This is a genomic window from Heyndrickxia shackletonii (assembly GCF_001420715.1).
Taxonomy (GTDB): Bacteria; Bacillota; Bacilli; order Bacillales; family Bacillaceae_C; genus Margalitia; species Margalitia shackletonii.
Window position 1 is genome coordinate 418,636 of sequence record NZ_LJJC01000006.1, and the last position, 25,262, is coordinate 443,897.

At 39.0% G+C, this 25,262-nt stretch carries 16 protein-coding genes, 1 tRNA gene, 3 rRNA genes and 1 other annotated feature; of the genes, 16 read left to right on the plus strand and 4 right to left on the minus strand.

Annotated elements, in window-relative coordinates; all coding sequences use genetic code 11:
* Nucleotides 1–134: 134 nt before the first annotated feature.
* The 10 genes from dnaN to rrf all read left to right on the plus strand — a co-directional run bounded on the left by dnaN (nucleotide 135) and on the right by rrf (nucleotide 14,290).
* A complete protein-coding gene (gene dnaN / locus AN964_RS20315) occupies nucleotides 135–1,274 on the plus strand; it encodes a DNA polymerase III subunit beta (protein WP_055741637.1) in 1,140 nt (379 codons plus the stop codon).
* 232 nt (nucleotides 1,275–1,506) lie between these two features.
* On the plus strand, nucleotides 1,507–1,734 hold the full coding sequence (gene yaaA / locus AN964_RS20320; protein WP_437177121.1) for a S4 domain-containing protein YaaA: 228 nt from the start codon (nucleotides 1,507–1,509) through the stop codon (nucleotides 1,732–1,734).
* A gap of 61 nt (nucleotides 1,735–1,795) precedes the next feature.
* Nucleotides 1,796–2,914 carry a DNA replication/repair protein RecF gene (recF, locus tag AN964_RS20325; RefSeq protein ID WP_055741639.1) on the plus strand — a complete coding sequence of 373 codons (1,119 nt, stop codon included), beginning with the start codon at nucleotides 1,796–1,798 and terminating at the stop codon, nucleotides 2,912–2,914.
* A 9-nt stretch (nucleotides 2,915–2,923) separates the two neighbouring features.
* Nucleotides 2,924–3,172 carry an extracellular matrix regulator RemB gene (remB, locus tag AN964_RS20330; RefSeq protein WP_055741640.1) on the plus strand — a complete coding sequence of 83 codons (249 nt, stop codon included), beginning with the start codon at nucleotides 2,924–2,926 and terminating at the stop codon, nucleotides 3,170–3,172.
* 122 nt (nucleotides 3,173–3,294) lie between these two features.
* A complete protein-coding gene (gene gyrB, locus AN964_RS20335; protein ID WP_055741887.1) occupies nucleotides 3,295–5,220 on the plus strand; it encodes a DNA topoisomerase (ATP-hydrolyzing) subunit B in 1,926 nt (641 codons plus the stop codon).
* Between the two features lie 165 nt (nucleotides 5,221–5,385).
* The gene (gene gyrA / locus AN964_RS20340) at nucleotides 5,386–7,866 is read left to right on the plus strand and encodes a DNA gyrase subunit A (protein ID WP_055741641.1); all 2,481 of its coding nucleotides are present in this window, start codon (nucleotides 5,386–5,388) and stop codon (nucleotides 7,864–7,866) included.
* A gap of 87 nt (nucleotides 7,867–7,953) precedes the next feature.
* A complete protein-coding gene (locus AN964_RS20345; RefSeq protein WP_055741642.1) occupies nucleotides 7,954–9,045 on the plus strand; it encodes an HD-GYP domain-containing protein in 1,092 nt (363 codons plus the stop codon).
* 228 nt (nucleotides 9,046–9,273) lie between these two features.
* Nucleotides 9,274–10,824: ribosomal RNA gene (locus AN964_RS20350) — 16S ribosomal RNA — on the plus strand.
* Between the two features lie 348 nt (nucleotides 10,825–11,172).
* Nucleotides 11,173–14,107 (plus strand): 23S ribosomal RNA (locus AN964_RS20355).
* Between the two features lie 66 nt (nucleotides 14,108–14,173).
* Nucleotides 14,174–14,290 (plus strand): 5S ribosomal RNA (gene rrf, locus AN964_RS20360).
* Together the 16S, 23S and 5S rRNA genes form the textbook arrangement of a ribosomal RNA operon.
* 279 nt (nucleotides 14,291–14,569) lie before the next feature.
* On the opposite strand, the gene AN964_RS20365 is transcribed toward rrf, so the two are convergent.
* Nucleotides 14,570–15,505 (minus strand): YaaC family protein, encoded by a 936-nt coding sequence (locus AN964_RS20365; protein WP_235950824.1) that lies wholly within the window; start codon nucleotides 15,503–15,505, stop codon nucleotides 14,570–14,572.
* A 113-nt stretch (nucleotides 15,506–15,618) separates the two neighbouring features.
* Here AN964_RS20365 and guaB point away from each other — a divergent pair, with 113 nt between their 5' ends.
* From guaB to AN964_RS20395, 6 genes are all read left to right on the plus strand, one after another.
* A complete protein-coding gene (guaB, locus tag AN964_RS20370) occupies nucleotides 15,619–17,085 on the plus strand; it encodes an IMP dehydrogenase (RefSeq protein ID WP_055741644.1) in 1,467 nt (488 codons plus the stop codon).
* 168 nt (nucleotides 17,086–17,253) lie between these two features.
* A complete protein-coding gene (locus tag AN964_RS20375) occupies nucleotides 17,254–18,627 on the plus strand; it encodes a serine hydrolase (protein WP_055741645.1) in 1,374 nt (457 codons plus the stop codon).
* An 84-nt stretch (nucleotides 18,628–18,711) separates the two neighbouring features.
* Nucleotides 18,712–19,632 carry a pyridoxal 5'-phosphate synthase lyase subunit PdxS gene (pdxS, locus tag AN964_RS20380; RefSeq protein WP_183102096.1) on the plus strand — a complete coding sequence of 307 codons (921 nt, stop codon included), beginning with the start codon at nucleotides 18,712–18,714 and terminating at the stop codon, nucleotides 19,630–19,632.
* 13 nt (nucleotides 19,633–19,645) lie between these two features.
* On the plus strand, nucleotides 19,646–20,230 hold the full coding sequence (pdxT, locus tag AN964_RS20385) for a pyridoxal 5'-phosphate synthase glutaminase subunit PdxT (protein ID WP_055741647.1): 585 nt from the start codon (nucleotides 19,646–19,648) through the stop codon (nucleotides 20,228–20,230).
* 50 nt (nucleotides 20,231–20,280) lie between these two features.
* Nucleotides 20,281–20,502 (plus strand) — a binding site (T-box leader).
* 49 nt (nucleotides 20,503–20,551) lie between these two features.
* A complete protein-coding gene (serS, locus tag AN964_RS20390; protein WP_055741648.1) occupies nucleotides 20,552–21,832 on the plus strand; it encodes a serine--tRNA ligase in 1,281 nt (426 codons plus the stop codon).
* 192 nt (nucleotides 21,833–22,024) lie between these two features.
* A tRNA-Ser gene (locus tag AN964_RS20395) sits at nucleotides 22,025–22,117 on the plus strand.
* A 229-nt stretch (nucleotides 22,118–22,346) separates the two neighbouring features.
* Here AN964_RS20395 and AN964_RS20400 read toward each other — a convergent pair.
* From AN964_RS20400 to AN964_RS20410, 3 genes are all read right to left on the minus strand, one after another.
* Nucleotides 22,347–23,018, minus strand: coding sequence for a deoxynucleoside kinase (locus tag AN964_RS20400; RefSeq protein WP_055741649.1), 672 nt, complete (start codon nucleotides 23,016–23,018; stop codon nucleotides 22,347–22,349).
* Nucleotides 23,002–23,655 carry a deoxynucleoside kinase gene (locus AN964_RS20405; protein ID WP_055741650.1) on the minus strand — a complete coding sequence of 218 codons (654 nt, stop codon included), beginning with the start codon at nucleotides 23,653–23,655 and terminating at the stop codon, nucleotides 23,002–23,004. The genes AN964_RS20400 and AN964_RS20405 overlap by 17 nt, the downstream gene beginning before the upstream one ends.
* A gap of 310 nt (nucleotides 23,656–23,965) precedes the next feature.
* Complete coding sequence (locus tag AN964_RS20410) at nucleotides 23,966–25,252, minus strand: glycosyl hydrolase family 18 protein (RefSeq protein WP_055741651.1); 1,287 nt, start codon at nucleotides 25,250–25,252, stop codon at nucleotides 23,966–23,968.
* Nucleotides 25,253–25,262: the final 10 nt, after the last annotated feature.

Here is a 25,262-nt window from a genome sequence, read left to right on the forward strand (position 1 = left end):
ATATACACAGTCTATCCACATGTGGATAGACTTTCTTTCCTTTCAAATTTGACGTTATCCACAAATCCACATCCCCTATTACTATTACTACGGTTTTTTAAAAGAATTATTAATAATAATCCGGGGGCTGAATAATGAAATTTTCAATTCAACGAGATCGTCTTATTCAAAGTGTACAAGACGTTATGAAAGCAATTAGTACAAGAACTACTATTCCAATTTTGACTGGTATAAAAATTGTGGCAACAAATGAAGGTGTAACTTTAACAGGAAGTGATTCAGATGTTTCCATCGAATCTTTTATACCGAAAGAAGAAGATGGAGATGAATTAGTAGAGATTCATTCTACTGGTGGAATTGTTTTGCAGGCAAAGTTTTTCGGTGAAATTGTCAAAAAACTGCCAATGGATACTGTCGAAATGGAAGTTATTAATCAATTTCAAACAGTTATTCGTTCAGGTAAAGCAGAATTCAACTTAAATGGACTGGATCCAGAGGAATATCCACACTTACCGCAAATATCTGAAGAAAATATTATTAGAATTCCAACCGATATATTAAAAAATGTTATACGCCAAACTGTATTTGCTGTGTCTGCTTCAGAAACACGCCCAATCTTGACAGGTGTAAACTGGCAACTAGAAGGTAATAAAATTTCTTGTATTGCAACAGATAGTCATCGGTTGGCAAAACGAAGCGCAGAGGTAGAAACAACTGGTGATTTACAATACAACATCGTTATTCCTGGAAAAAGTTTAAATGAATTAAGTAAGATTTTAGATGATACAAATGAACCGGTTGAAATTGTTATTACTCAAAATCAAATCTTATTTAAAGCAAAACATCTATTGTTCTTTTCACGATTATTGGAAGGAAATTATCCAGATACTTCCCGATTAATTCCTTCTGAAAGTAAGACGGAATTAATTATTAACACAAAAGAATTTTTACAAGCAATTGATCGTGCTTCATTGCTTGCCAGAGAGGGCCGTAACCCTAATGTGGTTAAACTTTCTACCCTTTCCTCAGGTGTTATTGAAATATCTTCCAATACTCCTGAAGTTGGTAAAGTAGTGGAACAAGTTCAAAGTAATTCAATCGAGGGAGAAGATTTGAAAATTTCCTTTAGTGCTAAATATATGATGGATGCACTTAAAGCGCTTGAAGGACTTGAAATAAAAATTAATTTTACAGGTGCAATGCGTCCGTTTATCATCCATCCGATGAATGACGAATCCATTATACAGCTTATCCTGCCAGTAAGAACGTATTAAATTTAATAAAGGATAAATCGGTGAACATTTAAGCTCACCGATTTATTTTTTACTCCCCCTCCGTCCATTTTTCACCCGTAAATAGGCTCCTTTAGGTAAAAGTTCTTTTGAAAAAAGTTATTAACATGTGGATAACGTCTATTTTTTCGAATATGAAAATTCTTACATGTAAAGATGCTTTGTATTCATTAAAAATATTTAGTAAAATTATAAATTAGATACTTAGATGAGGATGTTGAATAATTTGGATAAAAATGTAAAAATTGAAACGGAATTCATTACTTTAGGGCAATTTCTTAAATTAGCCGATGTTATTCAAAGTGGTGGAATGGCGAAATGGTTTTTAAGTGAATACGAAGTATATGTGAACGGAATACAGGACCAAAGAAGAGGAAAAAAGCTGGTCGAAGGTGATAAGGTAGAGATACCGGGAATTGGCCAGTTTATGATAACTAAATAAAATAGGCCAAGTTCTGATCGTCCATATTATTATCCGTACATGGAATAAAGGATGTTACGAAATGTATATAGAGGAACTGGAGTTACGTAATTATCGCAATTATGAAAAGCTTTCAATTGAGTTTCAAGATAAAGTAAATGTCATTCTCGGGGAAAATGCTCAAGGGAAAACGAATGTAATGGAATCCCTTTATGTTTTAGCAATGGCCAAATCCCACCGGACAACAAATGATAAAGATTTGATACGTTGGGACGCGGAATATGCTAAAATAAATGGGAGGATAAAAAAAGGAAGCGGTTCTTTTCCGTTAGAGCTGATTATTTCCAAAAAGGGAAAAAAGGCAAAGTTTAACCATATTGAGCAACGGAAGCTAAGTCAATATATAGGAAATATGAATGTCGTCATGTTTGCTCCTGAGGATTTAAATCTTGTAAAAGGGAGCCCTCAAGTAAGGCGGCGTTTTATTGATATGGAAATTGGTCAGGTTTCTCCTGTTTATTTACACGATATTGGCCAATATCAAAAAATATTACAGCAGCGAAACCATTATTTGAAACAACTTCAAATAAAAAAACAAACGGACGAAACGATGTTGGATGTTCTAACAGAACAATTCATTCAAATTGCTGTAAAAATTATTATAAAAAGGTTTGACTTTATTAAAATGCTGCAGGAATGGGCAAGTCCTATTCACACTGGTATTTCTAGAGGACTAGAATCGCTAAAAATTAACTATAAACCCTCATTAGATGTATCAGAAGAGCTGGATTCGTCAACCATGATAAAGATATATGAGGAAAAATTTTCCTCAATCCGAAATAGGGAGATTGAACGTGGTGTAACCTTAGTTGGGCCTCACAGGGATGATATGACCTTTAATGTAAACGATCGCGATGTACAAACATTTGGCTCTCAAGGTCAACAGCGTACAACTGCGTTATCTTTAAAACTGGCTGAAATAGAGTTAATTCACTCTGAGATTGGTGAATATCCTATTCTTCTTTTAGATGATGTACTTTCTGAATTAGATGATTACAGACAATCTCATTTGTTAAACACGATTCAAGGAAGGGTCCAAACGTTTGTTACAACAACAAGCATTGAGGGAATTGATCATCAAACTTTAAAAGAAGCATCAACCTTTTTTGTTACAGAGGGTTGTATTTCCAGCGGAAAATGAGGTGGAAATGTGTATATTCATATAGGTGAAGATGTGTTGGTCGGGAGCAATGAAATAATTGCTATCCTTGATAAAGAATCGGTACAAGATTCCCCCATTACGCAAGAATTTTTGCAAACAAGAACGAAGGAAATTATCAATTTATCAAAGGGTGAATTCAAATCTATTATTATTACCTGTCATCAAGTATATCTCTCACCATTAGCCTCAAGTACGCTTAATAAACGTACAAAATACGAGAATCAGCAGATTTCTTAAAAATACATTATATATTTTATTCATCTTTTTTTAATTGAATTATAGTGCGGACTTATAAATAGATTTTTTATTGACCTTTTAGCAGTTTATTTATTAGGAAGTGTAGGTGAAATTCATTGCCAATGGAACAAGAACAATTGCAAAATCAATCATATGATGAGAATCAGATACAAGTTCTTGAGGGATTAGAAGCAGTTAGAAAACGCCCTGGTATGTATATTGGATCAACGAGTTCAAAAGGGCTTCATCATCTTGTATGGGAAATTGTGGATAATAGTATTGACGAGGCTTTAGCCGGTTTTTGTGATCAAATTGATGTTATTATCGAGAAAGACAATAGTATCAAAGTAATTGATAATGGACGTGGTATTCCTGTTGGGATCCATGAGAAAATGGGCCGTCCAGCCGTTGAGGTTATCCATACAGTCCTGCATGCAGGCGGTAAATTTGGCGGCGGCGGATATAAGGTTTCCGGAGGTTTACATGGGGTTGGTGCTTCGGTAGTGAATGCCCTATCAAGCGAAATGGAAGTCTATGTTCATCGCGATGGGAAAATCCATTACCAGAAGTATGAACGTGGAGTACCTTGCTTTGATTTGAAAATTGTAGGGGAAACCGATCATACCGGAACCACAACTCGTTTTAAGCCAGATCCGGAAATATTTACAGAAACAACTGAGTATGAATATGACATTTTAGCTACACGTATACGCGAACTAGCGTTTTTAAATAGAGGAATCAAAATTACCATTGAGGATATGAGGGTAGAACCGCCTAAGAAACAAGAATTCCATTATGAAGGCGGTATTAAATCTTACGTTGAACATTTAAATAGATCGAAGGAAGTCCTTCACGAGGATCCAATTTATGTTGAAGGGGAAAAGGATGGAGTTTTAGTAGAAGTTTCCATTCAATACAACGATGGCTTCACAGGGAATATTTACTCCTTCACAAATAATATCCATACTTATGAAGGCGGTACACATGAATTTGGATTTAAAACTGCTTTAACAAGGGTGATAAATGACTATGCCAGAAAAAATGGTTTGATAAAGGAAAACGATTCTAATCTTTCAGGTGAAGATGTTCGTGAAGGATTAACTGCGATTGTTTCCATCAAACATCCTGACCCGCAGTTTGAAGGTCAAACGAAAACAAAGCTTGGAAACTCGGAAGCAAGAACTATTACAGATGCAGTATTCTCTGAGCACTTTGAAAAATTCATGCTTGAAAACCCTACCGTTGCAAGAAAAATTGTTGAAAAAGGATTAATGGCTGCCCGAGCACGATTGGCTGCCAAAAAAGCCCGTGAATTAACCCGTCGTAAAAGCGCACTAGAGGTTTCAAGTTTGCCAGGTAAACTAGCTGACTGTTCATCTAGGGACCCACAAATTAGTGAGTTATTTATAGTAGAGGGTGATTCTGCAGGCGGGTCTGCAAAACAAGGCAGGGATAGACATTTTCAGGCGATTTTGCCGTTAAGAGGTAAAATTTTAAACGTTGAAAAGGCTCGTTTAGATAAAATTTTATCCAATAATGAAATTCGTACCATCATTACGGCACTGGGTACAGGCATTAGTGAAGATTTTGAAATTTCAAAGGCACGTTATCATAAAGTGGTTATCATGACTGATGCCGATGTGGACGGCGCACATATAAGAACCTTATTATTAACCTTTTTCTATCGTTATATGAGACAAATTTTAGAAGCGGGATATGTTTATATTGCCCAACCGCCTTTATATAAAATTTCCCAAGGAAAAAGAGTGGAATATGTATACAGCGATCGTGAGCTTGAGGTTGCCTTAAGCCAAATGCCTCAGCAGCCTAAGCCGGGAATTCAAAGATACAAAGGTCTCGGAGAAATGAATCCAGAACAGCTTTGGGAAACAACGATGGATCCTTCCAATCGAACTTTATTGCAAGTAAATCTCGAAGATGCTATTGAAGCGGATGAAACATTTGAAATGCTTATGGGAGATAAGGTAGAACCACGTCGAAATTTTATCGAAGAAAATGCCATCTATGTAAAAAATCTAGACATCTAATTTTGATAATAAGAAATTTGCAAGCGCCTTGGTTATTTCCTATCCGATAGGCAATGGGGCTAGTCAAAGGCGAATCTCACGAAATAAAATTATACTTCTTATTATTTTAAATAAAGCAATCAGTTAATGCTGATTGCTTGATTCTCTTAAAGGAGGTTCTCTAGCTTGGCTGAAACACCGAATGCAAATATAAAAGAAGTAAATATAAGTAAAGAAATGCGTACTTCCTTCCTAGATTATGCGATGAGTGTTATTGTTGCTCGTGCACTTCCAGACGTACGTGACGGATTAAAGCCTGTGCATCGCAGAATTCTTTATGCAATGAATGATTTAGGAATGACATCCGATAAGGCTTATAAAAAGTCAGCCCGTATCGTTGGTGAAGTAATCGGAAAGTATCATCCACATGGTGATTCTGCTGTTTATGAAACAATGGTTCGTATGGCCCAAGATTTTAGCTATCGTTATATGCTTGTTGATGGACACGGCAACTTCGGTTCTGTAGACGGAGACTCCGCAGCAGCGATGCGTTATACAGAAGCCCGTATGTCAAAAATATCTATGGAACTGCTCCGTGATATTAATAAAGACACAATAGATTATCAGGATAACTATGATGGTTCAGAAAAAGAGCCAGTAGTCTTGCCTTCTAGATTTCCAAATTTATTAGTCAATGGTACATCTGGTATCGCCGTAGGGATGGCAACAAATATCCCACCTCATCAACTTGGTGAGGTCATTGATGGTGTACTTGCATTAAGTAAGGAACCTGATATCACTATTCAGGAGCTAATGGAATATATCCCAGGTCCAGATTTTCCTACAGCCGGATTAATTGTAGGAAGAAGCGGTATACGCAGAGCCTATGAAACAGGAAAAGGTTCGATCACGTTAAGAGCCCGCGTTGAAATTGAGCAAAAAGCAAGCGGAAAAGAAATGATCATCGTTAAGGAAATTCCTTATCAAGTTAATAAAGCTAAATTAGTAGAAAGAATTGCTGAGTTAGTAAGAGATAAGAAAATTGATGGGATTACAGATTTACGTGACGAATCCGATCGGACAGGGATGCGCGTTGTAATTGAAGTTCGTAAAGATGCAAACGCAAATGTACTGCTAAATAATTTATTTAAGCATACTGCGTTACAAACTACTTTTGGAATTAACCTTCTAGCACTAGTTAAGGGTCAGCCTAAAGTATTAAATTTAAAAGAATGTCTATATCATTATTTAGAGCATCAAAAGGTTATCATTCGACGCAGAACAGAATTTGAATTAAAAAAAGCGGAAGCACGCGCCCATATTTTAGAAGGATTAAGAATTGCTTTAGATCATATAGATGAAATTATTAGCTTAATTCGTTCATCACAAACAACGGATATAGCAAGAAATGGTTTAATGGAGCAATTTTCATTATCTGAAAAGCAAGCACAAGCAATTCTTGATATGCGACTCCAACGTTTAACAGGATTAGAACGTGAAAAAATAGAAGAAGAATATCAAGAATTAATTAAACTAATTGCTGAATTGAAAGCAATCTTAGCGGATGAGGAAAAGGTTCTTCATATTATCCGTGAAGAGTTGCTGGAAATTAAAGAACGATTTAATGATACAAGAAGAACGGAAATTGTTTCCGGCGGAATTGAGCAAATTGAAGATGAAGATTTGATTCCTCAAGAAAATATAGTAGTGACATTAACTCATAATGGCTATATTAAACGTTTGCCAATTTCAACATATCGCAGCCAAAAACGAGGCGGCAGAGGTGTACAAGGGATGGGAACAAATGAAGATGACTTTGTTGAACATCTTCTAACTACTTCTACTCACGATACGATTCTATTCTTCACCAATAAAGGGAAGGTCTATAGAGCCAAAGGCTACGAAATTCCTGAGTATAGCCGTACAGCGAAGGGACTACCAATCATTAACCTATTGGGAATTGAGAAGGATGAATGGATCAATACAATCATTCGAGTAGAAGAATTCGTAGAGGATTCATATTTATTCTTTACAACGAAAAAGGGAATATCAAAACGTACACCATTATCTGATTTTGCTAATATTCGAACCAATGGCTTAATTGCGATTCATCTACGCGAAGAAGATGAGTTAATTTCTGTTAAACTAACAGATGGAAATAAAGATATTATTATCGGTACAAAAAATGGTATGCTTATTCGCTTTCCGGAAACGGATGTACGTTCAATGGGAAGAACTGCAACTGGGGTAAAAGGTATTACATTGTCTGGTGAAGATGATGTCGTTGGAATGGAAATCTTAGATGAAAATAATGAGGTTCTCATTGTAACCTTAAACGGATATGGAAAGCGTACACCTGCGTCTGAATATCGCATCCAAAGCCGTGGCGGAAAAGGAATTAAAACATGTAATATTACCGAGAAGAACGGCTCACTTGTCTCAGTTAAAACAGTTACTGGTGAAGAAGATTTAATGCTTATTACGGCTGGCGGGGTCTTAATCAGAATGGCTGTTAGTGATATTTCTCTTCTTGGAAGAAATACACAAGGTGTCAAGTTAATAAAACTTGGAGAAGATGAATATGTTGCAACGGTTGCAAAAGTAGAAAAAGAATCAGAAGAAGAAACAGAAGAACCGGAAGAAAAACTGGAAGATAGCAATGAATAATTTTAAAAGAGGCATCGTTTTGATGTCTCTTTTTTGGTAAAATATATAATTAGGGAAAGTTCTGACATTTGCACCAGGGGGAAGGTTATGAAAATAAAGGTAGAAAGTCTAAGAGAAGGTTGTATCCTTGAGGAAGATGTTATGGGAATGACTAGCTTCCCTATTATTCCGAAGAAAACAATAATAGACAAAAATTATATTAATATTTTATTAGCCTTTAAAATAAATGAAGTGAATGTTGAAAATAAAATGGCTGATGGAACGAGTTTGAAGACACAAAATAGTGAACAGAAACTATCAACAGAGAGTACAGTGAAAAATAAACTCAAATCTTCCTTTCAAGAACAATATAATGAAGCGGTCCTAAAATATAAAACTGATTTTAAAAATTGGCAATCAGGAGCAGTGATTAATGTTGCAAATGTAAAAGAATATTTATATCCTTTGCTTGAAAAAATAGAGGATGATGTGAATAGACAGATTTTATCGCTCCATCATTATTCTAATAAAGAAGATTATATTTATCATCATTCTATAGCTGTAGGAATTCTCAGCGGGATAATAGCTAAAAAAATGAACTATTCCAAAGGGGAATATTTTCAGGCAGCATTAGCTGGTTGCTTGGCTAATGCTGGTATGTCAAAGGTTTCACCATATATTATTAAGAAAAAAAGCACTCTGATAAGTGGCGAGATGAATGAGGTGCAGGAGCATGTTGTTCAAAGCCTTAAAATGGTGCAAAATACTCCTTTATTGAAATCTGAAACGAAGCTGGCCATTTTTCAACATCATGAACGTCTGGATGGATCCGGCTATCCGCTGAAATTGAAAGGAAATAAAATTCATTCCCTATCCAGAATTGTGGCAGTTGCAGATGTATTTCATGCTCTTATAAGTGATCGGTTATACCATGAAAATGTATCAGTATTTAAGGCGATTGAAATATTAATCTCTGATTGCTTTGGACAATTTGACATATCTGTAATAAATGTTTTACTAAATATGATTTCCGTTCATTTAGTTATCGGAACAAAGGTGAAATTATCGAATAATCAATTAGGCGAAATTATGTTTACAAAAAGTTCAGCTTTAACAAGACCGTTAATAAAAATGTTAAACAGCAGTGATATTATTGATTTGGAGAAAAGAAGAGATATCTGTATTGAGGAGATAGTTTAATTATCTCCTTTTTTATTCTAAAAAAGTATTGCATTTCATAGAAAAAGTTGATAGAATAATATTCGTTGGTTTAAAAAAACAACAAAATGCTTCAAAAATAATATTTTAAAAACATTTGACTAAATAGATTATCTGTGATAAACTATTAAAGTCGTTAAGATGATTGGTCTTTGAAAACTAAACAGAACAAAACGTCAATGTTTTAAATGATGAGCTATATCAAACACTTTTTTGGAGAGTTTGATCCTGGCTCAGGACGAACGCTGGCGGCGTGCCTAATACATGCAAGTCGAGCGGACTTTTAAAAGCTTGCTTTTAAAAGTTAGCGGCGGACGGGTGAGTAACACGTGGGTAACCTGCCTGTAAGACTGGGATAACTCCGGGAAACCGGGGCTAATACCGGATAACTTCTTTCCTCGCATGAGGAAAGATTGAAAGATGGCTTCGGCTATCACTTACAGATGGACCCGCGGCGCATTAGCTAGTTGGTGAGGTAACGGCTCACCAAGGCAACGATGCGTAGCCGACCTGAGAGGGTGATCGGCCACACTGGGACTGAGACACGGCCCAGACTCCTACGGGAGGCAGCAGTAGGGAATCTTCCGCAATGGACGAAAGTCTGACGGAGCAACGCCGCGTGAGTGATGAAGGTTTTCGGATCGTAAAACTCTGTTGTTAGGGAAGAACAAGTATCGTTCGAATAGGGCGGTACCTTGACGGTACCTAACCAGAAAGCCACGGCTAACTACGTGCCAGCAGCCGCGGTAATACGTAGGTGGCAAGCGTTGTCCGGAATTATTGGGCGTAAAGCGCGCGCAGGCGGTTTCTTAAGTCTGATGTGAAAGCCCACGGCTCAACCGTGGAGGGTCATTGGAAACTGGGAGACTTGAGTGCAGAAGAGGAGAGTGGAATTCCACGTGTAGCGGTGAAATGCGTAGAGATGTGGAGGAACACCAGTGGCGAAGGCGACTCTCTGGTCTGTAACTGACGCTGAGGCGCGAAAGCGTGGGGAGCGAACAGGATTAGATACCCTGGTAGTCCACGCCGTAAACGATGAGTGCTAAGTGTTAGAGGGTTTCCGCCCTTTAGTGCTGCAGCTAACGCATTAAGCACTCCGCCTGGGGAGTACGGCCGCAAGGCTGAAACTCAAAGGAATTGACGGGGGCCCGCACAAGCGGTGGAGCATGTGGTTTAATTCGAAGCAACGCGAAGAACCTTACCAGGTCTTGACATCCTCTGACAACCCTAGAGATAGGGCGTTCCCCTTCGGGGGACAGAGTGACAGGTGGTGCATGGTTGTCGTCAGCTCGTGTCGTGAGATGTTGGGTTAAGTCCCGCAACGAGCGCAACCCTTGACCTTAGTTGCCAGCATTCAGTTGGGCACTCTAAGGTGACTGCCGGTGACAAACCGGAGGAAGGTGGGGATGACGTCAAATCATCATGCCCCTTATGACCTGGGCTACACACGTGCTACAATGGATGGTACAAAGGGCTGCGAGACCGCGAGGTTAAGCCAATCCCATAAAACCATTCTCAGTTCGGATTGCAGGCTGCAACTCGCCTGCATGAAGCCGGAATCGCTAGTAATCGCGGATCAGCATGCCGCGGTGAATACGTTCCCGGGCCTTGTACACACCGCCCGTCACACCACGAGAGTTTGTAACACCCGAAGTCGGTGAGGTAACCTTTTGGAGCCAGCCGCCGAAGGTGGGACAGATGATTGGGGTGAAGTCGTAACAAGGTAGCCGTATCGGAAGGTGCGGCTGGATCACCTCCTTTCTAAGGATAATGGAAAACCACTTACGTGGTTATAAGAAGACGTTTATAAGTTCTGTTCAGTTTTGAAAGGTCAATCCTTTCAAATATATTGTTATTATTAGAAATTATTAAGAAACTTTTTCTAATTCTAACGAAGTATTTTGCTCCTGCGGCAAAGCGTATTCGAGGATGATTAGGTTCACCTCGGAGCAAGTCAGCATGTAGCAAATTCTCTGACGTTTAATCATGATGTGATTGAAGTCAGTAGCCTTGTTCCTTGAAAACTAGATACTGATAGAAGAAACCAAGTAAAACCGAGAATCGCCACTTTATGGATTTCATCCATTTTAAAGTAGTAATAACCTTATAGGTTAAGTTAGTAAGGGCGCACGGTGGATGCCTTGGCACTAGGAGCCGATGAAGGACGGGACTAACACCGATATGCTTCGGGGAGCTGTAAGCAAGCTTTGATCCGGAGATTTCCGAATGGGGGAACCCACTGCTCGTAATGGAGCAGTATCTTTACCTGAATACATAGGGTAATGAAGGCAGACCCGGGGAACTGAAACATCTAAGTACCCGGAGGAAGAGAAAGCAAACGCGATTTCCTGAGTAGCGGCGAGCGAAACGGAAGAAGCCCAAACCAAGAGGCTTGCCTCTTGGGGTTGTAGGACACTCTATACGGAGTTACAAAGGAACGGAGTAGATGAAGAGGTCTGGAAAGGCCCGTCAAAGAAGGTAACAACCCTGTAGTTGAAACTTCGTTCCCTCCAGAGTGGATCCTGAGTACGGCGGGACACGTGAAATCCCGTCGGAAGCAGGGAGGACCATCTCCCAAGGCTAAATACTCCCTAGTGACCGATAGTGAACCAGTACCGTGAGGGAAAGGTGAAAAGCACCCCGGGAGGGGAGTGAAAGAGAACCTGAAACCGTGTGCCTACAAGTAGTTAGAGCCCGTTAATGGGTGATAGCGTGCCTTTTGTAGAATGAACCGGCGAGTTACGATTTCATGCAAGGTTAAGCTGATGAAGCGGAGCCGCAGCGAAAGCGAGTCTGAATAGGGCGAATAAGTATGAGGTCGTAGACCCGAAACCAGGTGATCTACCCATGTCCAGGGTGAAGGTAAGGTAACACTTACTGGAGGCCCGAACCCACGCACGTTGAAAAGTGCGGGGATGAGGTGTGGGTAGCGGAGAAATTCCAATCGAACTTGGAGATAGCTGGTTCTCTCCGAAATAGCTTTAGGGCTAGCCTCAAGATGAAGAGTATTGGAGGTAGAGCACTGTTTGGACTAGGGGCCCTCATCGGGTTACCGAATTCAGACAAACTCCGAATGCCAAATACTTATGCTTGGGAGTCAGACTGCGAGTGATAAGATCCGTAGTCAAAAGGGAAACAGCCCAGACCACCAGCTAAGGTCCCAAAGTATACGTTAAGTGGAAAAGGATGTGGAGTTGCTTAGACAACCAGGATGTTGGCTTAGAAGCAGCCACCATTTAAAGAGTGCGTAATAGCTCACTGGTCGAGTGACTCTGCGCCGAAAATGTACCGGGGCTAAACGTATCACCGAAGCTGTGGATGGACACCTGACAGGTGTCCGTGGTAGGAGAGCGTTCTAAGGGCGGTGAAGCTAGACCGGAAGGACTAGTGGAGCGCTTAGAAGTGAGAATGCCGGTATGAGTAGCGAAAGAAGGGTGAGAATCCCTTCCACCGAATGCCTAAGGTTTCCTGAGGAAGGCTCGTCCGCTCAGGGTTAGTCGGGACCTAAGCCGAGGCCGAAAGGCGTAGGCGATGGACAACAGGTTGATATTCCTGTACCACCTCTTCACCGTTTGAACGATGGGGGGACGCAGGAGGATAGGGTAAGCGCACTGCTGGTTATGTGCGTCTAAGCAGTTAGGCTGGTTACGAGGCAAATCCCGTAACCGTGAAGGCGGAGCTGTGATAGCGAGGGAAATATAGTACCGAAGTTCCTGATTCCACACTGCCAAGAAAATCCTCTAGTGAGGTGAAAGGTGCCCGTACCGCAAACCGACACAGGTAGGCGAGGAGAGAATCCTAAGGTGAGCGAGAGAACTCTCGTTAAGGAACTCGGCAAAATGACCCCGTAACTTCGGGAGAAGGGGTGCTCTGGTAGGGTGCAAGCCCGAGAGAGCCGCAGTGAATAGGCCCAGGCGACTGTTTAGCAAAAACACAGGTCTCTGCGAAGCCGCAAGGCGAAGTATAGGGGCTGACGCCTGCCCGGTGCTGGAAGGTTAAGAGGAGGGGTTAGCGTAAGCGAAGCTCTGAATTGAAGCCCCAGTAAACGGCGGCCGTAACTATAACGGTCCTAAGGTAGCGAAATTCCTTGTCAGGTAAGTTCTGACCCGCACGAAAGGCGTAACGATCTGGGCACTGTCTCAACGAGAGACTCGGTGAAATTATAGTACCTGTGAAGATGCAGGTTACCCGCGACAGGACGGAAAGACCCCGTGGAGCTTTACTGCAGCCTGATATTGAATTTTGGTACAGCTTGTACAGGATAGGTAGGAGCCTTTGAAGCCGGAGCGCCAGCTTCGGTGGAGGCGTCGGTGGGATACTACCCTGGCTGTATTGAAATTCTAACCCGCACCCCTGATCGGGGTGGGAGACAGTGTCAGGCAGGCAGTTTGACTGGGGCGGTCGCCTCCTAAAGAGTAACGGAGGCGCCCAAAGGTTCCCTCAGAATGGTTGGAAATCATTCGTAGAGTGTAAAGGCACAAGGGAGCTTGACTGCGAGACCTACAAGTCGAGCAGGGACGAAAGTCGGGCTTAGTGATCCGGTGGTTCCGCATGGAAGGGCCATCGCTCAACGGATAAAAGCTACCCCGGGGATAACAGGCTTATCTCCCCCAAGAGTCCACATCGACGGGGAGGTTTGGCACCTCGATGTCGGCTCATCGCATCCTGGGGCTGTAGTCGGTCCCAAGGGTTGGGCTGTTCGCCCATTAAAGCGGTACGCGAGCTGGGTTCAGAACGTCGTGAGACAGTTCGGTCCCTATCCGTCGTGGGCGTAGGAAATTTGAGAGGAGCTGTCCTTAGTACGAGAGGACCGGGATGGACGCACCGCTGGTGTACCAGTTGTCTTGCCAAAGGCATCGCTGGGTAGCTATGTGCGGAAGGGATAAGTGCTGAAAGCATCTAAGCATGAAGCCCCCCTCAAGATGAGATTTCCCATAGCGCAAGCTAGTAAGATCCCTGAAAGATGATCAGGTTGATAGGTTCGAGGTGGAAGTGTGGCGACACATGGAGCTGACGAATACTAATCGATCGAGGACTTAACCAAGATAGAGCGATTCTCTTTACTTCTTCTTCTACAAGTATTTAGTTTTGAGGGAATAACCTCATATTGTCTGGTAATTATGGCGAGAAGGTCACACCCGTTCCCATCCCGAACACGGAAGTTAAGCTTCTCAGCGCCGATGGTAGTTGGGGGCTCTCCCCCTGCAAGAGTAGGACGTTGCCAGGCAATCGGAGAAAGTCACAGATATTGGTCTGTGGCTTTTTTGTATGGTAAAAATAGTTCTATAGTCCCGATTTGCGCGATTAACTGCTAAATTGACGAGATTAAGTGCCATTTTCGCGAGATTATTGTAATAAATCACGAGATTATGCTAAAGAATCACGAGATTAATTTTTTGCCTCGGAATATTGGCAGTATCGTTTGCCTTACTTTTTTCTTCAAAACTCTCTTTTGAAGACATAATCGTTTATACCAATAATCTGCCTTGCAGCATCCATGTTGTTCTTATTTATTCAAAAGATATTGAAGAACTAAATAAGTTGTCTTATACATAGATATTGATAAAAAGTTAGTAATTATAGGATAGTCATTTGTAGGTGTTGTTTTTAATAGTTCTGACCACCATTCTGTTTCATATCTTGCTATCATACTTAGATTATATAAAAGCAAATAATAAATAATTAATTCTGGAATCATTCCTAATCTATTCTTCTCAAGGGGAAGACAATAGATGTTTTTATCAATATGGTAGCGAAAAGGAAGAGGGAGTGTACTATCACAAGTAAAATAAATATTATCTTTTGTGGGTTTCTCCCATAGAATTTCGGAATTGCTTTTTGCATTAATATACTCCTTGAATGAATCAAAAGTTTTATGATAATAATCCAAAACTCTAATTGGTAAACTATATGTATTGTCATTTTGATATACAGGATAAAAATTTGAGATTTTAAAAAAATCAAGGCAATCATCAAGCTCCGGCAATTGGGTTAAAAGATCCTTCATGACAAATTTCTCTCCATCTAAATGTTCCACGTGAAACATATGCTTAGAAAAATGAGTGAATAAACCGAGCTTTTGGACTTTGACCTCATCATGAATAAATTGATATTGCTGTTTTTTCTTTTTACGCGATGTAACGCCATGCGCCAACACGGAAGTTGTTTCTGGATAATTCGGATCAACCGTTAAAATACATGCCTTAATTAAATGAACCAGGCCATAAAAGAGAAGAACTGGTTTAATTGCAAGCGGAGTAATCTCCGCCTGAGTATAATATAATTTCCCGTGATCCAAATAATACATAAAGGAAAAGCAATTATCATACCCCAGTTTACTAGAATCTATATCAGGTGATAATTTTTTATAACACTCTTTTAAATATTCTTGCGTGTAGACTGCAGATTGAAAATAATCTAATTGCTCCCATATTTTCTTCAAAAGTAGAACCTCCAAATTGTTAGAAAAGTGGAACATATTTGTATGTACTTGACAGTAGTTTATCCAATTGATAACCTACTAATAATATTTTTTTGGGTGCAGGAGGGAAAATTATGTGGGAAACAAAATTTGTTAAAGAAGGACTAACCTTTGATGATGTCTTATTAATTCCAGCAAAATCGGACGTATTACCTAAGGATGTAAGCTTAAGTGTATCATTAACAGAAACGCTGAAATTAAATATGCCGATTATTAGTGCTGGCATGGATACTGTAACAGAAGCAGAAATGGCGATTTCGATGGCACGTCAAGGTGGACTTGGAATCATTCATAAGAATATGAGTATTGAACAACAGGCAGAACAAGTTGATAAAGTAAAACGCTCAGAAAGCGGCGTTATTACAGATCCTTTCTTTTTAACTCCTGAGCATCAAGTATTTTCCGCAGAACATTTAATGGGTAAGTATCGAATTTCTGGTGTACCTATTGTAAACAATGAAGAAGAACAAAAATTAGTCGGTATTATTACAAATCGTGATCTTCGTTTTATTCAGGACTTCTCTATTCCCATTTCAGATGTAATGACAAAAGAAAATTTAGTAACTGCTCCAGTAGGCACTACATTAAAAGAAGCTGAACAAATTCTTCAAAGGCGTAAAATTGAAAAGCTTCCTTTAGTTGATAATAACGGAGTTCTTAAAGGGCTAATTACTATAAAAGATATTGAAAAAGTTATTGAATTTCCAAATTCTTCAAAAGATATACATGGTAGACTTTTGGTCGGAGCAGCAGTCGGGGTAACAAAAGATACCTTAAAACGGGTAGAACAGCTTGTAAAAGCCAATGTTGATGCGATTGTTATTGATACAGCCCATGGGCATTCTTATGGCGTTTTAAATACTGTACGTGAAATTAGGGCTGCATATCCAAACTTAAATATTATTGCTGGAAATGTTGCGACAGCAGAAGCAACGCGCGAATTATTTAATGCCGGTGCAGATGTGGTAAAAGTAGGAATTGGACCAGGTTCCATTTGTACTACACGGGTTGTTGCAGGAGTTGGTGTTCCTCAAATTACCGCTATATATGATTGTGCTACTGAAGCACGAAAACAAGGTAAAGCCATTATTGCAGATGGTGGAATTAAGTATTCTGGTGATATCGTAAAAGCATTGGCTGCTGGTGGTCATGCTGTTATGCTTGGAAGTTTATTAGCAGGTACAACTGAAAGTCCTGGAGAAACAGAAATTTTCCAAGGTCGCCGTTTTAAAGTATATCGTGGAATGGGTTCTGTTGCGGCAATGGAACAAGGATCAAAAGACCGATATTTTCAGGAAGATGCGAAAAAATTTGTTCCAGAAGGTATTGAAGGAAGAATTCCATATAAAGGCTCAGTAGAAGAAGTTATTTACCAATTATTAGGTGGATTGCGATCTGGAATGGGGTATTGTGGATCGAAGGATTTACAAGCTCTACGTGAAGAGGCACAATTTATTCGTATGACTGGAGCCGGATTAAAAGAAAGCCATCCGCATGATGTTCAAATAACCAAAGAGGCACCAAATTACTCATTGTCATAAGGTGTTCACAATTTAGGAAATATTTTATAAAAAAATGGTAGAATTCCGTATCTATGATACAGAATTCTACCATTTTTTGTTTTACTTAGGTATATCCTCCGTCTACTCAATAGATTCGAACTATGATACAATAACGAAAGTGTAGTTCATCGTGATGGAGGGTTATGAGTGAAAGCTAAAAATAAGTTAAAGAAGTGTCTTGCCAGTGCACTGGCATTTATATTAATAGTGAGTTTGTTGCAATTACCAAAAAATGCATTTGCGGCCGATGATATTTTAGATGTGCATGCTGATGGGGCTATTGCAATCGAAGCAAGTACTGGAAAAGTGCTTTATGAAAAAAATGCAGACACTGCACTGGGTGTTGCATCCATGTCAAAAATGATGACAGAGTATATTTTATTGGAGTCCGTTAAAAAGGGAAAAGTAAAATGGGATCAGGAATATACGCCTAGTGATTATGTTTATAAAATCTCTCATAATACAAAACTTTCAAATGTTCCATTGAGAAAAGATAAGAAATACAAAATTATTGATTTATATCATGCTATGGCAATATATTCAGCAAATGCAGCGACAATTGCGATTGCTGAAACGATTGCAGGTTCGGAAACAAATTTCGTAAAGATGATGAATGAAGAAGCAAAGAAACTCGGGTTAAAAGATTACAAATTTGTAAACTGTACGGGTTTAAACAACTCAGATTTACAAGGTATGTATCCAAAGAAATTTGGAGGACCTGATGATGAAAATATAATGTCAGCAAGAGCAACGGCAAAACTTGCCTACCACTTAGTAAATGACTATCCTGAAATGTTGAAAACATCAAGTATTCCAAAAATGGTGTTTCATGCAGGCTTTACTCCAGATGAAGATGTTAAAATGGAAAACTGGAATTGGATGCTGCCATCATTAGTCTATGGTTCAAAGGATAATGGTGTGGATGGTTTGAAAACAGGTACTACAGATTTTGCAGGCTATTGCTTTACGGGTACTGCTCAACGAAATGGAATGCGGGTTATTACGGTTGTATTAAATGCAACAAATGCAAAAGGTCAAGGCGGATACAGCGCACGATTTGATGAAACGAAAAAAATGATGGATTATGCGTTCAGTAATTTTTCCGTTAAAGAGGTTTATCCTAAAAACTATGAAATTAGTAAACATAAAACTCTTCCAGTGTTAAAAGGGAAAGAAAAAAATGTAAAGATTTCCACAAAAGAGCCTCTTCGTTTAGTTGTAAAAAATGGTGAGGATAAAGCTTTTAAACCTGTTTTAGTGTTAGATAAGAAAAAGCTCGACAAAGATGGCAATCTTTTAGCACCTGTGAAAAAGAACGAAGCAGTGGGAAAACTTGTAGCAGAATATAAAGGTTCAAAGGATTATGGATATTTATATGGCCAAAAATCTGCTAGTGTTTATGTTGTAACTGCAAATAATGTCGATAAGGCAAATTGGTTTGTTCTTATGATGAGAGGCGTGGGCCACTTTTTTGCTAATATTTGGGGCGGAATAACATCTACAGTTAAAGGTTGGTTCTAAAATTAATACTATACAAATAAAGCATTTTAAAGGCACCTTCTTGACAAGGTGTCTTTTTTGCTGTTTATTAATCTTAGGAACTTTATGGGAATTAAATATTTTCAGAAAAAAGGGGTAGTGTTCGTGAAAACAGGAACTGATAGAGTTAAGCGCGGCATGGCAGAAATGCAAAAAGGCGGGGTAATTATGGACGTTATAAATGCGGAACAAGCAAAAATTGCAGAAGATGCTGGAGCAGTTGCTGTTATGGCATTAGAACGCGTACCTTCAGATATACGAAAAGCTGGTGGTGTAGCAAGAATGGCTGATCCACGTATTGTGGAAGAAGTGATGAATGCTGTGACAATCCCTGTAATGGCTAAAGCAAGAATTGGCCATATTGTTGAGGCACGTGTTCTTGAGGCAATGGGAGTAGATTATATTGATGAAAGTGAAGTATTAACTCCAGCTGATGAAGAATACCATTTAAATAAAAAGGAATATACTGTTCCATTTGTTTGTGGCTGTCGTGATTTAGGGGAGGCAGCACGCCGAATCGGTGAAGGTGCTTCAATGCTGCGCACAAAAGGTGAACCAGGTACAGGAAATATTGTAGAAGCAGTTAGACATATACGAAAAGTAAATGCACAGGTAAGAAAAGTCATCAGCATGAATGAAGATGAATTAATGACTGAAGCCAAAATTCTAGGGGCGCCATACGAAGTATTGCTTGAAATTAAAAGGCATGGCGGTTTGCCAGTCGTTAACTTTGCTGCTGGTGGGGTTGCAACTCCAGCTGATGCAGCACTTATGATGCAATTAGGAGCAGATGGTGTTTTTGTTGGTTCGGGTATATTCAAATCAGAAAACCCTGCAAAATTTGCTAAAGCTATTGTAGAAGCAACAACACATTATCAAGACTATGAGCTTATTGCTCATATTTCCAAAAACCTAGGAACAGCAATGAAAGGAATTGAAATATCTTCATTATCACCAGAATCTCGTATGCAAGAACGAGGCTGGTAAGGAGTATCGTCTAATGGTTAAAATCGGTGTACTAGGCCTTCAAGGGGCTGTAAGAGAACATGTTAATGCAATAGAGAAATGTGGTGCTAATGCAGTTGTAGTAAAGCACAAGGAGCAATTAAATGAGCTGGATGGGTTGATTCTACCCGGTGGTGAGAGCACAACAATGAGGAAGCTCATAGATAAGTATGACTTTTTAGATGAGCTTAAGAACTTTGGAAAACAAGGTAAGCCGATGTTCGGCACTTGTGCTGGCTTAATATTACTGGCTAAATCGATTGTAGGATATGATCAACCGCATATTGGAGTGTTAGATGTAAAGGTTGAAAGAAATTCATTTGGTCGACAAAAGGAAAGCTTTGAAACTGATTTAGATATAGCTGGTGTAGCTGACCATTTTCCGGCAGTATTTATACGTGCGCCACATATCGTTGAAGCTGGCGAGAACGTTGAAGTACTTGCCAAACATAATGGAAGAATAGTAGCAGCTCGAGAAGGACAGTTTTTAGGCTGCTCCTTCCATCCGGAATTAACAGATGACAGCAGACTAACAGAATATTTTGTGGATATGGTCAAAAAATCAAAAGAAAATGCATAAAAGCAGTTGCATTTAGGTAAAAATTGTAGTAAATTATTTTTTAATATCAATTTAAAGCATTGACAGGAAATAGTAGCAAGTTATTCTTTTTTAGAGAGTCGGTGGCCGGTGTAAACCGATAAAGGAAATTTGCGAATCCATCCTTGAGCGAAGTACCGAATGTTTTTTAAACTAGTAAGTACTTTCGGGTAAAACCGTTATCGATTAAAGTGGAAAGCAAATCTAATTTGCTTTCAATCTGGGTGGCAACGCGGGTAACTCTCGTCCCTTTATAGGGGACGGGAGTTTTTTGTTTTTATTAAGAATAAGGAGGAAAATAGCATGCTTGATATTAAATATTTAAGAGCAAACTTCGATAAAGTAAAGGAAAAATTGCAGCATCGCGGGGAAGATTTGACCGACTTTGAAAAGTTTGAGGAATTGGATATAAAAAGACGGGAACTTATTGTTGTTACAGAAGATTTAAAAAGCAAACGCAATGAAGTAAGTCAAAAAATAGCGCAATTGAAAAGGGAAAAGCAAGATGCTGACAACTTGATCACCGAAATGCGTGAAGTTGGAGAAAAAATAAAACTATATGACGATGAATTGCGTCAGGTGGAAGAAACATTGGATCGCATCCTCATGTCTATTCCTAATATTCCTCATGAAAGTACTCCAATTGGAGAATCAGAAGATGATAATGTCGAAATCCGTAAATGGGGAGAGGTAAGAGAGTTTGATTTTGAAGCTAAGCCGCATTGGGATATTGCGACAAATTTAAGTATATTAGATTTTGAACGCGCAGCGAAAGTAACAGGAAGCCGTTTTGTATTTTACAAAGGGTTAGGTGCCAGGCTAGAACGGGCTTTATTTAACTTTATGTTAGACCTGCATGTAGAAGAGCATGGTTATGAAGAAGTATTACCGCCATATTTAGTGAATCGTGCAAGTATGACAGGTACTGGCCAGCTGCCTAAGTTCGAGGAAGATGCATTTTTAGTAGAGAGTGAAGATTACTTCTTAATCCCTACAGCAGAAGTACCGGTGACAAATTTACACCGAGATGAAATTTTAGACGGGGATCAGCTTCCTATCAATTATGCAGCATTTAGTGCATGTTTCCGTTCTGAGGCAGGTTCTGCAGGTCGTGATACTAGGGGACTCATTCGCCAACATCAATTTAACAAGGTAGAGCTGGTGAAGTTTGTGAAACCGGAAGATTCTTATGAGGAGCTTGAAAAATTAACAGGTCATGCAGAAAAAGTACTTCAATTACTTGGATTGCCATACCGTGTTTTAAGTATGTGTACAGCAGATTTAGGATTTACAGCTGCTAAAAAATACGATATCGAAGTATGGATCCCAAGCTATAATGCTTATCGCGAGATTTCTTCTTGCAGTAACTTTGAGGCATTTCAAGCACGCAGGGCAAATATTCGTTTCCGCCGCGAACTTAATGGGAAGCCAGAACATGTTCATACACTAAATGGTTCAGGCTTGGCAATCGGACGTACAGTCGCTGCTATTTTGGAGAACTACCAACAAGAAGATGGCAGTGTAATAATTCCAGAAGTGTTGCGTCCATATATGAGAAATGTGGATGTTATTAAAGCAAAATAAATTTATGTAATCTAAATGCCTTTATGCGTACATGTTTACTAGGTTTTCTCTCGATATAACTGTACACGTGTACGCATTAGGCAAAAGTTAATAATAAACACAAATATCAATCGGGAAAAAGAAGATAAAAAATAACTTATAAATAGTGTTGACAAGCTGTTTTTTGTTTGTTATATTATTACTTGTCGATACGGAGGAATACCCAAGTCCGGCTGAAGGGATCGGTCTTGAAAACCGACAGGCGGGTTAAACCGCGCGGGGGTTCGAATCCCTCTTCCTCCGCCATATTGAATAATAACACGCATAAAATATTGGAGATTTGAGATTCGTTACTTTTTGTAACGAATCTTTTGTTTTATAGAGGAAATAAAAGAAGCCGCTTTTTAGGCGACTTCTTTTAATATGATAAGGAAGTTTGTGATATAAAGGTGAAATTCGAACTACTTTTCACTAGCTCGTGAATTACCTCTGGTCCCGCCTGAGATTGAGGGTGAAGTTGGAACTAGAGTATATCTTATTTATTTCTTAACAATTGTGTTTGTTTAAGAAAATAGCTTATTCTTTCAATAATTGGTTCAATGCTTTCTTCATCATTTAATAAATCATAATCGTTAATATTCAAACGGAGAACAGGACAAGCATTGAAAGAATTAATCCAATCCTCATAGCGTTTATGCATCTCAATCCAGTATTCAATAGGCGTCTTTTGTTCCATAGGTCTGCCGCGCTTTTGAATTCTTTCCAAAATATCTTCGATAGATCCATCTAAATAAATCAATAAGTCCGGATGAGGGAAATAAGGTGTCATTACCATAGCATCAAATAAATTTTTATATGTCTCATAATCTACTTCAGACATGTTCCCTTTTTCATAATGCATTTTGGCAAAAATCCCAGTATCTTCGTAAATCGATCGATCTTGAATGAATCCTCCACCATACTCGAAAATTCTCTTTTGTTCTTTAAAGCGTTCCCCTAAAAAATAGATTTGTAAATGAAAACTCCATCTTTTAAAGTCATTATAAAACTTGTCCAAATATGGATTGGAATCTACTTTTTCAAAGGATGTACGAAAATTTAACGCTTTAGCTAATGTTTTCGTCATCGTGGATTTTCCCACTCCAACAGTTCCGGCAATTGTGATAACTGTATTGTTGGGGATACCGTATTTATTGCGAAGTTCCATAGCACTGTGCCCCTTTTTGTAAAGTTAAGGATAATTGATCCAAAATATATTGAAGATCACCTTCGTATTGGATAAAATCAAGGTCGTCTCCATTAAATCGCAATACAGGGATGCTTGGATGAGTACGTTCAAAATTATCCATAAAAAGGTCATAGTCTGCTGATAATTGTTTTAAATAATCCGCACTTATATTCTTTTCAAAATCTCTGCCTCTCATTTTGATTCTTTTCATGACAGTATCTAAACTAGCATTTAAGTAAATAACTAAATTAGGCTGAGGCATATCTTTTATTAAAATGTTGTATATTTGCAGGTATTTTTGATATTGGTCTGTTTTTAACGTTCTCCTGGCAAATATTAAGTTTTTAAAAATATGATAATCAGACACAACTGGCTTGTTTTTTAGGAGATAGTCAGTGTTAATATCCTCTAGTTGTTTGTAGCGATTACAAAGGAAAAACATCTCTAGTTGAAAACTCCATTCCTCAATATTATCGTAGAATTTTTCAAGAAATGGGTTCTCGTCTACAATTTCTTTTAACAGATGATAGTGTAAGTGGGAAGAAATTGCCTTTGCGAGAGAGGTTTTGCCTATACCAATTGGCCCTTCAACCGTTATAAACGGTAGAGTTTCCATTTACTGTCCTCCTCAAGTAGTCATCTTTCCATATGGAAAATGAATAAAACGTCGTAAAAAGCACACTAATACATATTTTAGCACATGTTAAAAAGGTGTGGTACGGAATATAATTCTAAAAAGGGAAGCGTTAGGCGCCTTGCTCATCGGCGTACGGATGAGTGAAATTTGTACTTCAAATTTTGCTTGATGTCAATTATCGTGGGGAGGAGACGGAGAAATCCGCTAGCCGATAGGCACTGCGTTAGTCAGATATTATATGTTTTTAAATCAAAAATCCCCCTTTATGCGTAAAAGGGGAAATTTTGAATCACTTTTTTTCTACATTGAAATTTTCTACAATTAACAGCCAATTTTGCGGAAAAGATAAACCTAATTTCCAATAGCTCATACCACGTAAATTTAGTTCTTTGAGAAGATTAAATTTCGCTTGAATCGATCTTGCATCTTCAAACCAAACCTTATGTTTTTTACCGGAATCGTCAACATAGTCAATATTTGGAGCTTGAGCCGCGGAATCATATTTAATAGGGACATTGTGATTGGCAGCAATTTTAATAGCTTGTTGGGGGCTTATTGCTTTGGCAATATCTTTTCCGGGAGTAAAAGGAAGTGTCCAGTCATACCCATAGAGATTCTGTCCCATCAAAATTTTCTTGGAAGGTATTTCCTTTACAGCGTATTCTAACACTTTCCTAACTTGATTAATGGGAGATACGGCCATTGGTGGCCCGCCGCTATAGCCCCATTCATATGTCATAATAACGACAAAATCTACAATTTCACCATGAGCTTTATAATCATGAGCTTCATACCAGCGACCTTTCTGTGTTGAGCTTATTTTTGGTGCTAAAGCAGTGGACAAAAACCAACCTTCCTTCGAAAAGAGATTTTTTGCTTTTCGTAAAAATTGATTATAGGCATCTTTATCTTGCGGACGTAAATACTCAAAATCAATATGAATATCACGGAAACCGTACCTTTTAGCAGTGGAAACAATATTATTTAAAAATGTGTTTTGGATGGCTTGATCCGTTAATAAAATTCTTCCTAATTCATCGCTAAATTGCCCTTGCTCTTGGTTATTTATAGCCATAACTAAGACGTTTTTGTTTCTTCTTGCAATCTCAGGCAGGTTTCCTAAAGGGGGGGCTATTAATGATCCATCACGATTTACTCGAAATGCAAAGGGAGATAAGTAAGTTAAGTATGGTGCCGCCTCACGAGAACTGTTTTCTAAAGCGGTAGATACAGTATTTCCAAACGGTTCTACATAAGCATTAAATTCAGCATTCACTTTTCTTTGTTGGGATATATATAATTTCATTCCTACATGTAATGGTTGGTTGATTGAAATACCATTGATCCTCGCGAGTTCAGCTGGAGTGGTATGGAATTTACGGGCAATGGAGGTTAGACTGTCACCGCGTTGCACCCAATAAAAGCTTCCGATAATGGGGATTACTAAGGCTTGCCCTTCCACTAAATGATCTGGGTTTGGAAGTTCATTAGCGGACGTAAGCTCATTTGCTGAAACTTGGTACAATCTTGCTATCCCCGCAACTGTTTCATTTGGTTTAACCACATGTATTTGCAATGCAAACCCT

Coding starts and splice junctions, on each gene's coding strand:
- dnaN (WP_055741637.1), top strand. CDS start 135: ATGAAATTTTCAATTCAACGAGATCGTCTTATTCAAAGTGTACAAGAC.
- yaaA (WP_437177121.1), top strand. CDS start 1,507: ATGTTGAATAATTTGGATAAAAATGTAAAAATTGAAACGGAATTCATT.
- recF (WP_055741639.1), top strand. CDS start 1,796: ATGTATATAGAGGAACTGGAGTTACGTAATTATCGCAATTATGAAAAG.
- gyrB (WP_055741887.1), top strand. CDS start 3,295: ATGGAACAAGAACAATTGCAAAATCAATCATATGATGAGAATCAGATA.
- AN964_RS20345 (WP_055741642.1), top strand. CDS start 7,954: ATGAAAATAAAGGTAGAAAGTCTAAGAGAAGGTTGTATCCTTGAGGAA.
- guaB (WP_055741644.1), top strand. CDS start 15,619: ATGTGGGAAACAAAATTTGTTAAAGAAGGACTAACCTTTGATGATGTC.
- pdxS (WP_183102096.1), top strand. CDS start 18,712: ATGGGAATTAAATATTTTCAGAAAAAAGGGGTAGTGTTCGTGAAAACA.
- pdxT (WP_055741647.1), top strand. CDS start 19,646: ATGGTTAAAATCGGTGTACTAGGCCTTCAAGGGGCTGTAAGAGAACAT.
- serS (WP_055741648.1), top strand. CDS start 20,552: ATGCTTGATATTAAATATTTAAGAGCAAACTTCGATAAAGTAAAGGAA.
- AN964_RS20400 (WP_055741649.1), bottom strand. CDS start 23,018: ATGGAACTTCGCAATAAATACGGTATCCCCAACAATACAGTTATCACA.
- AN964_RS20405 (WP_055741650.1), bottom strand. CDS start 23,655: ATGGAAACTCTACCGTTTATAACGGTTGAAGGGCCAATTGGTATAGGC.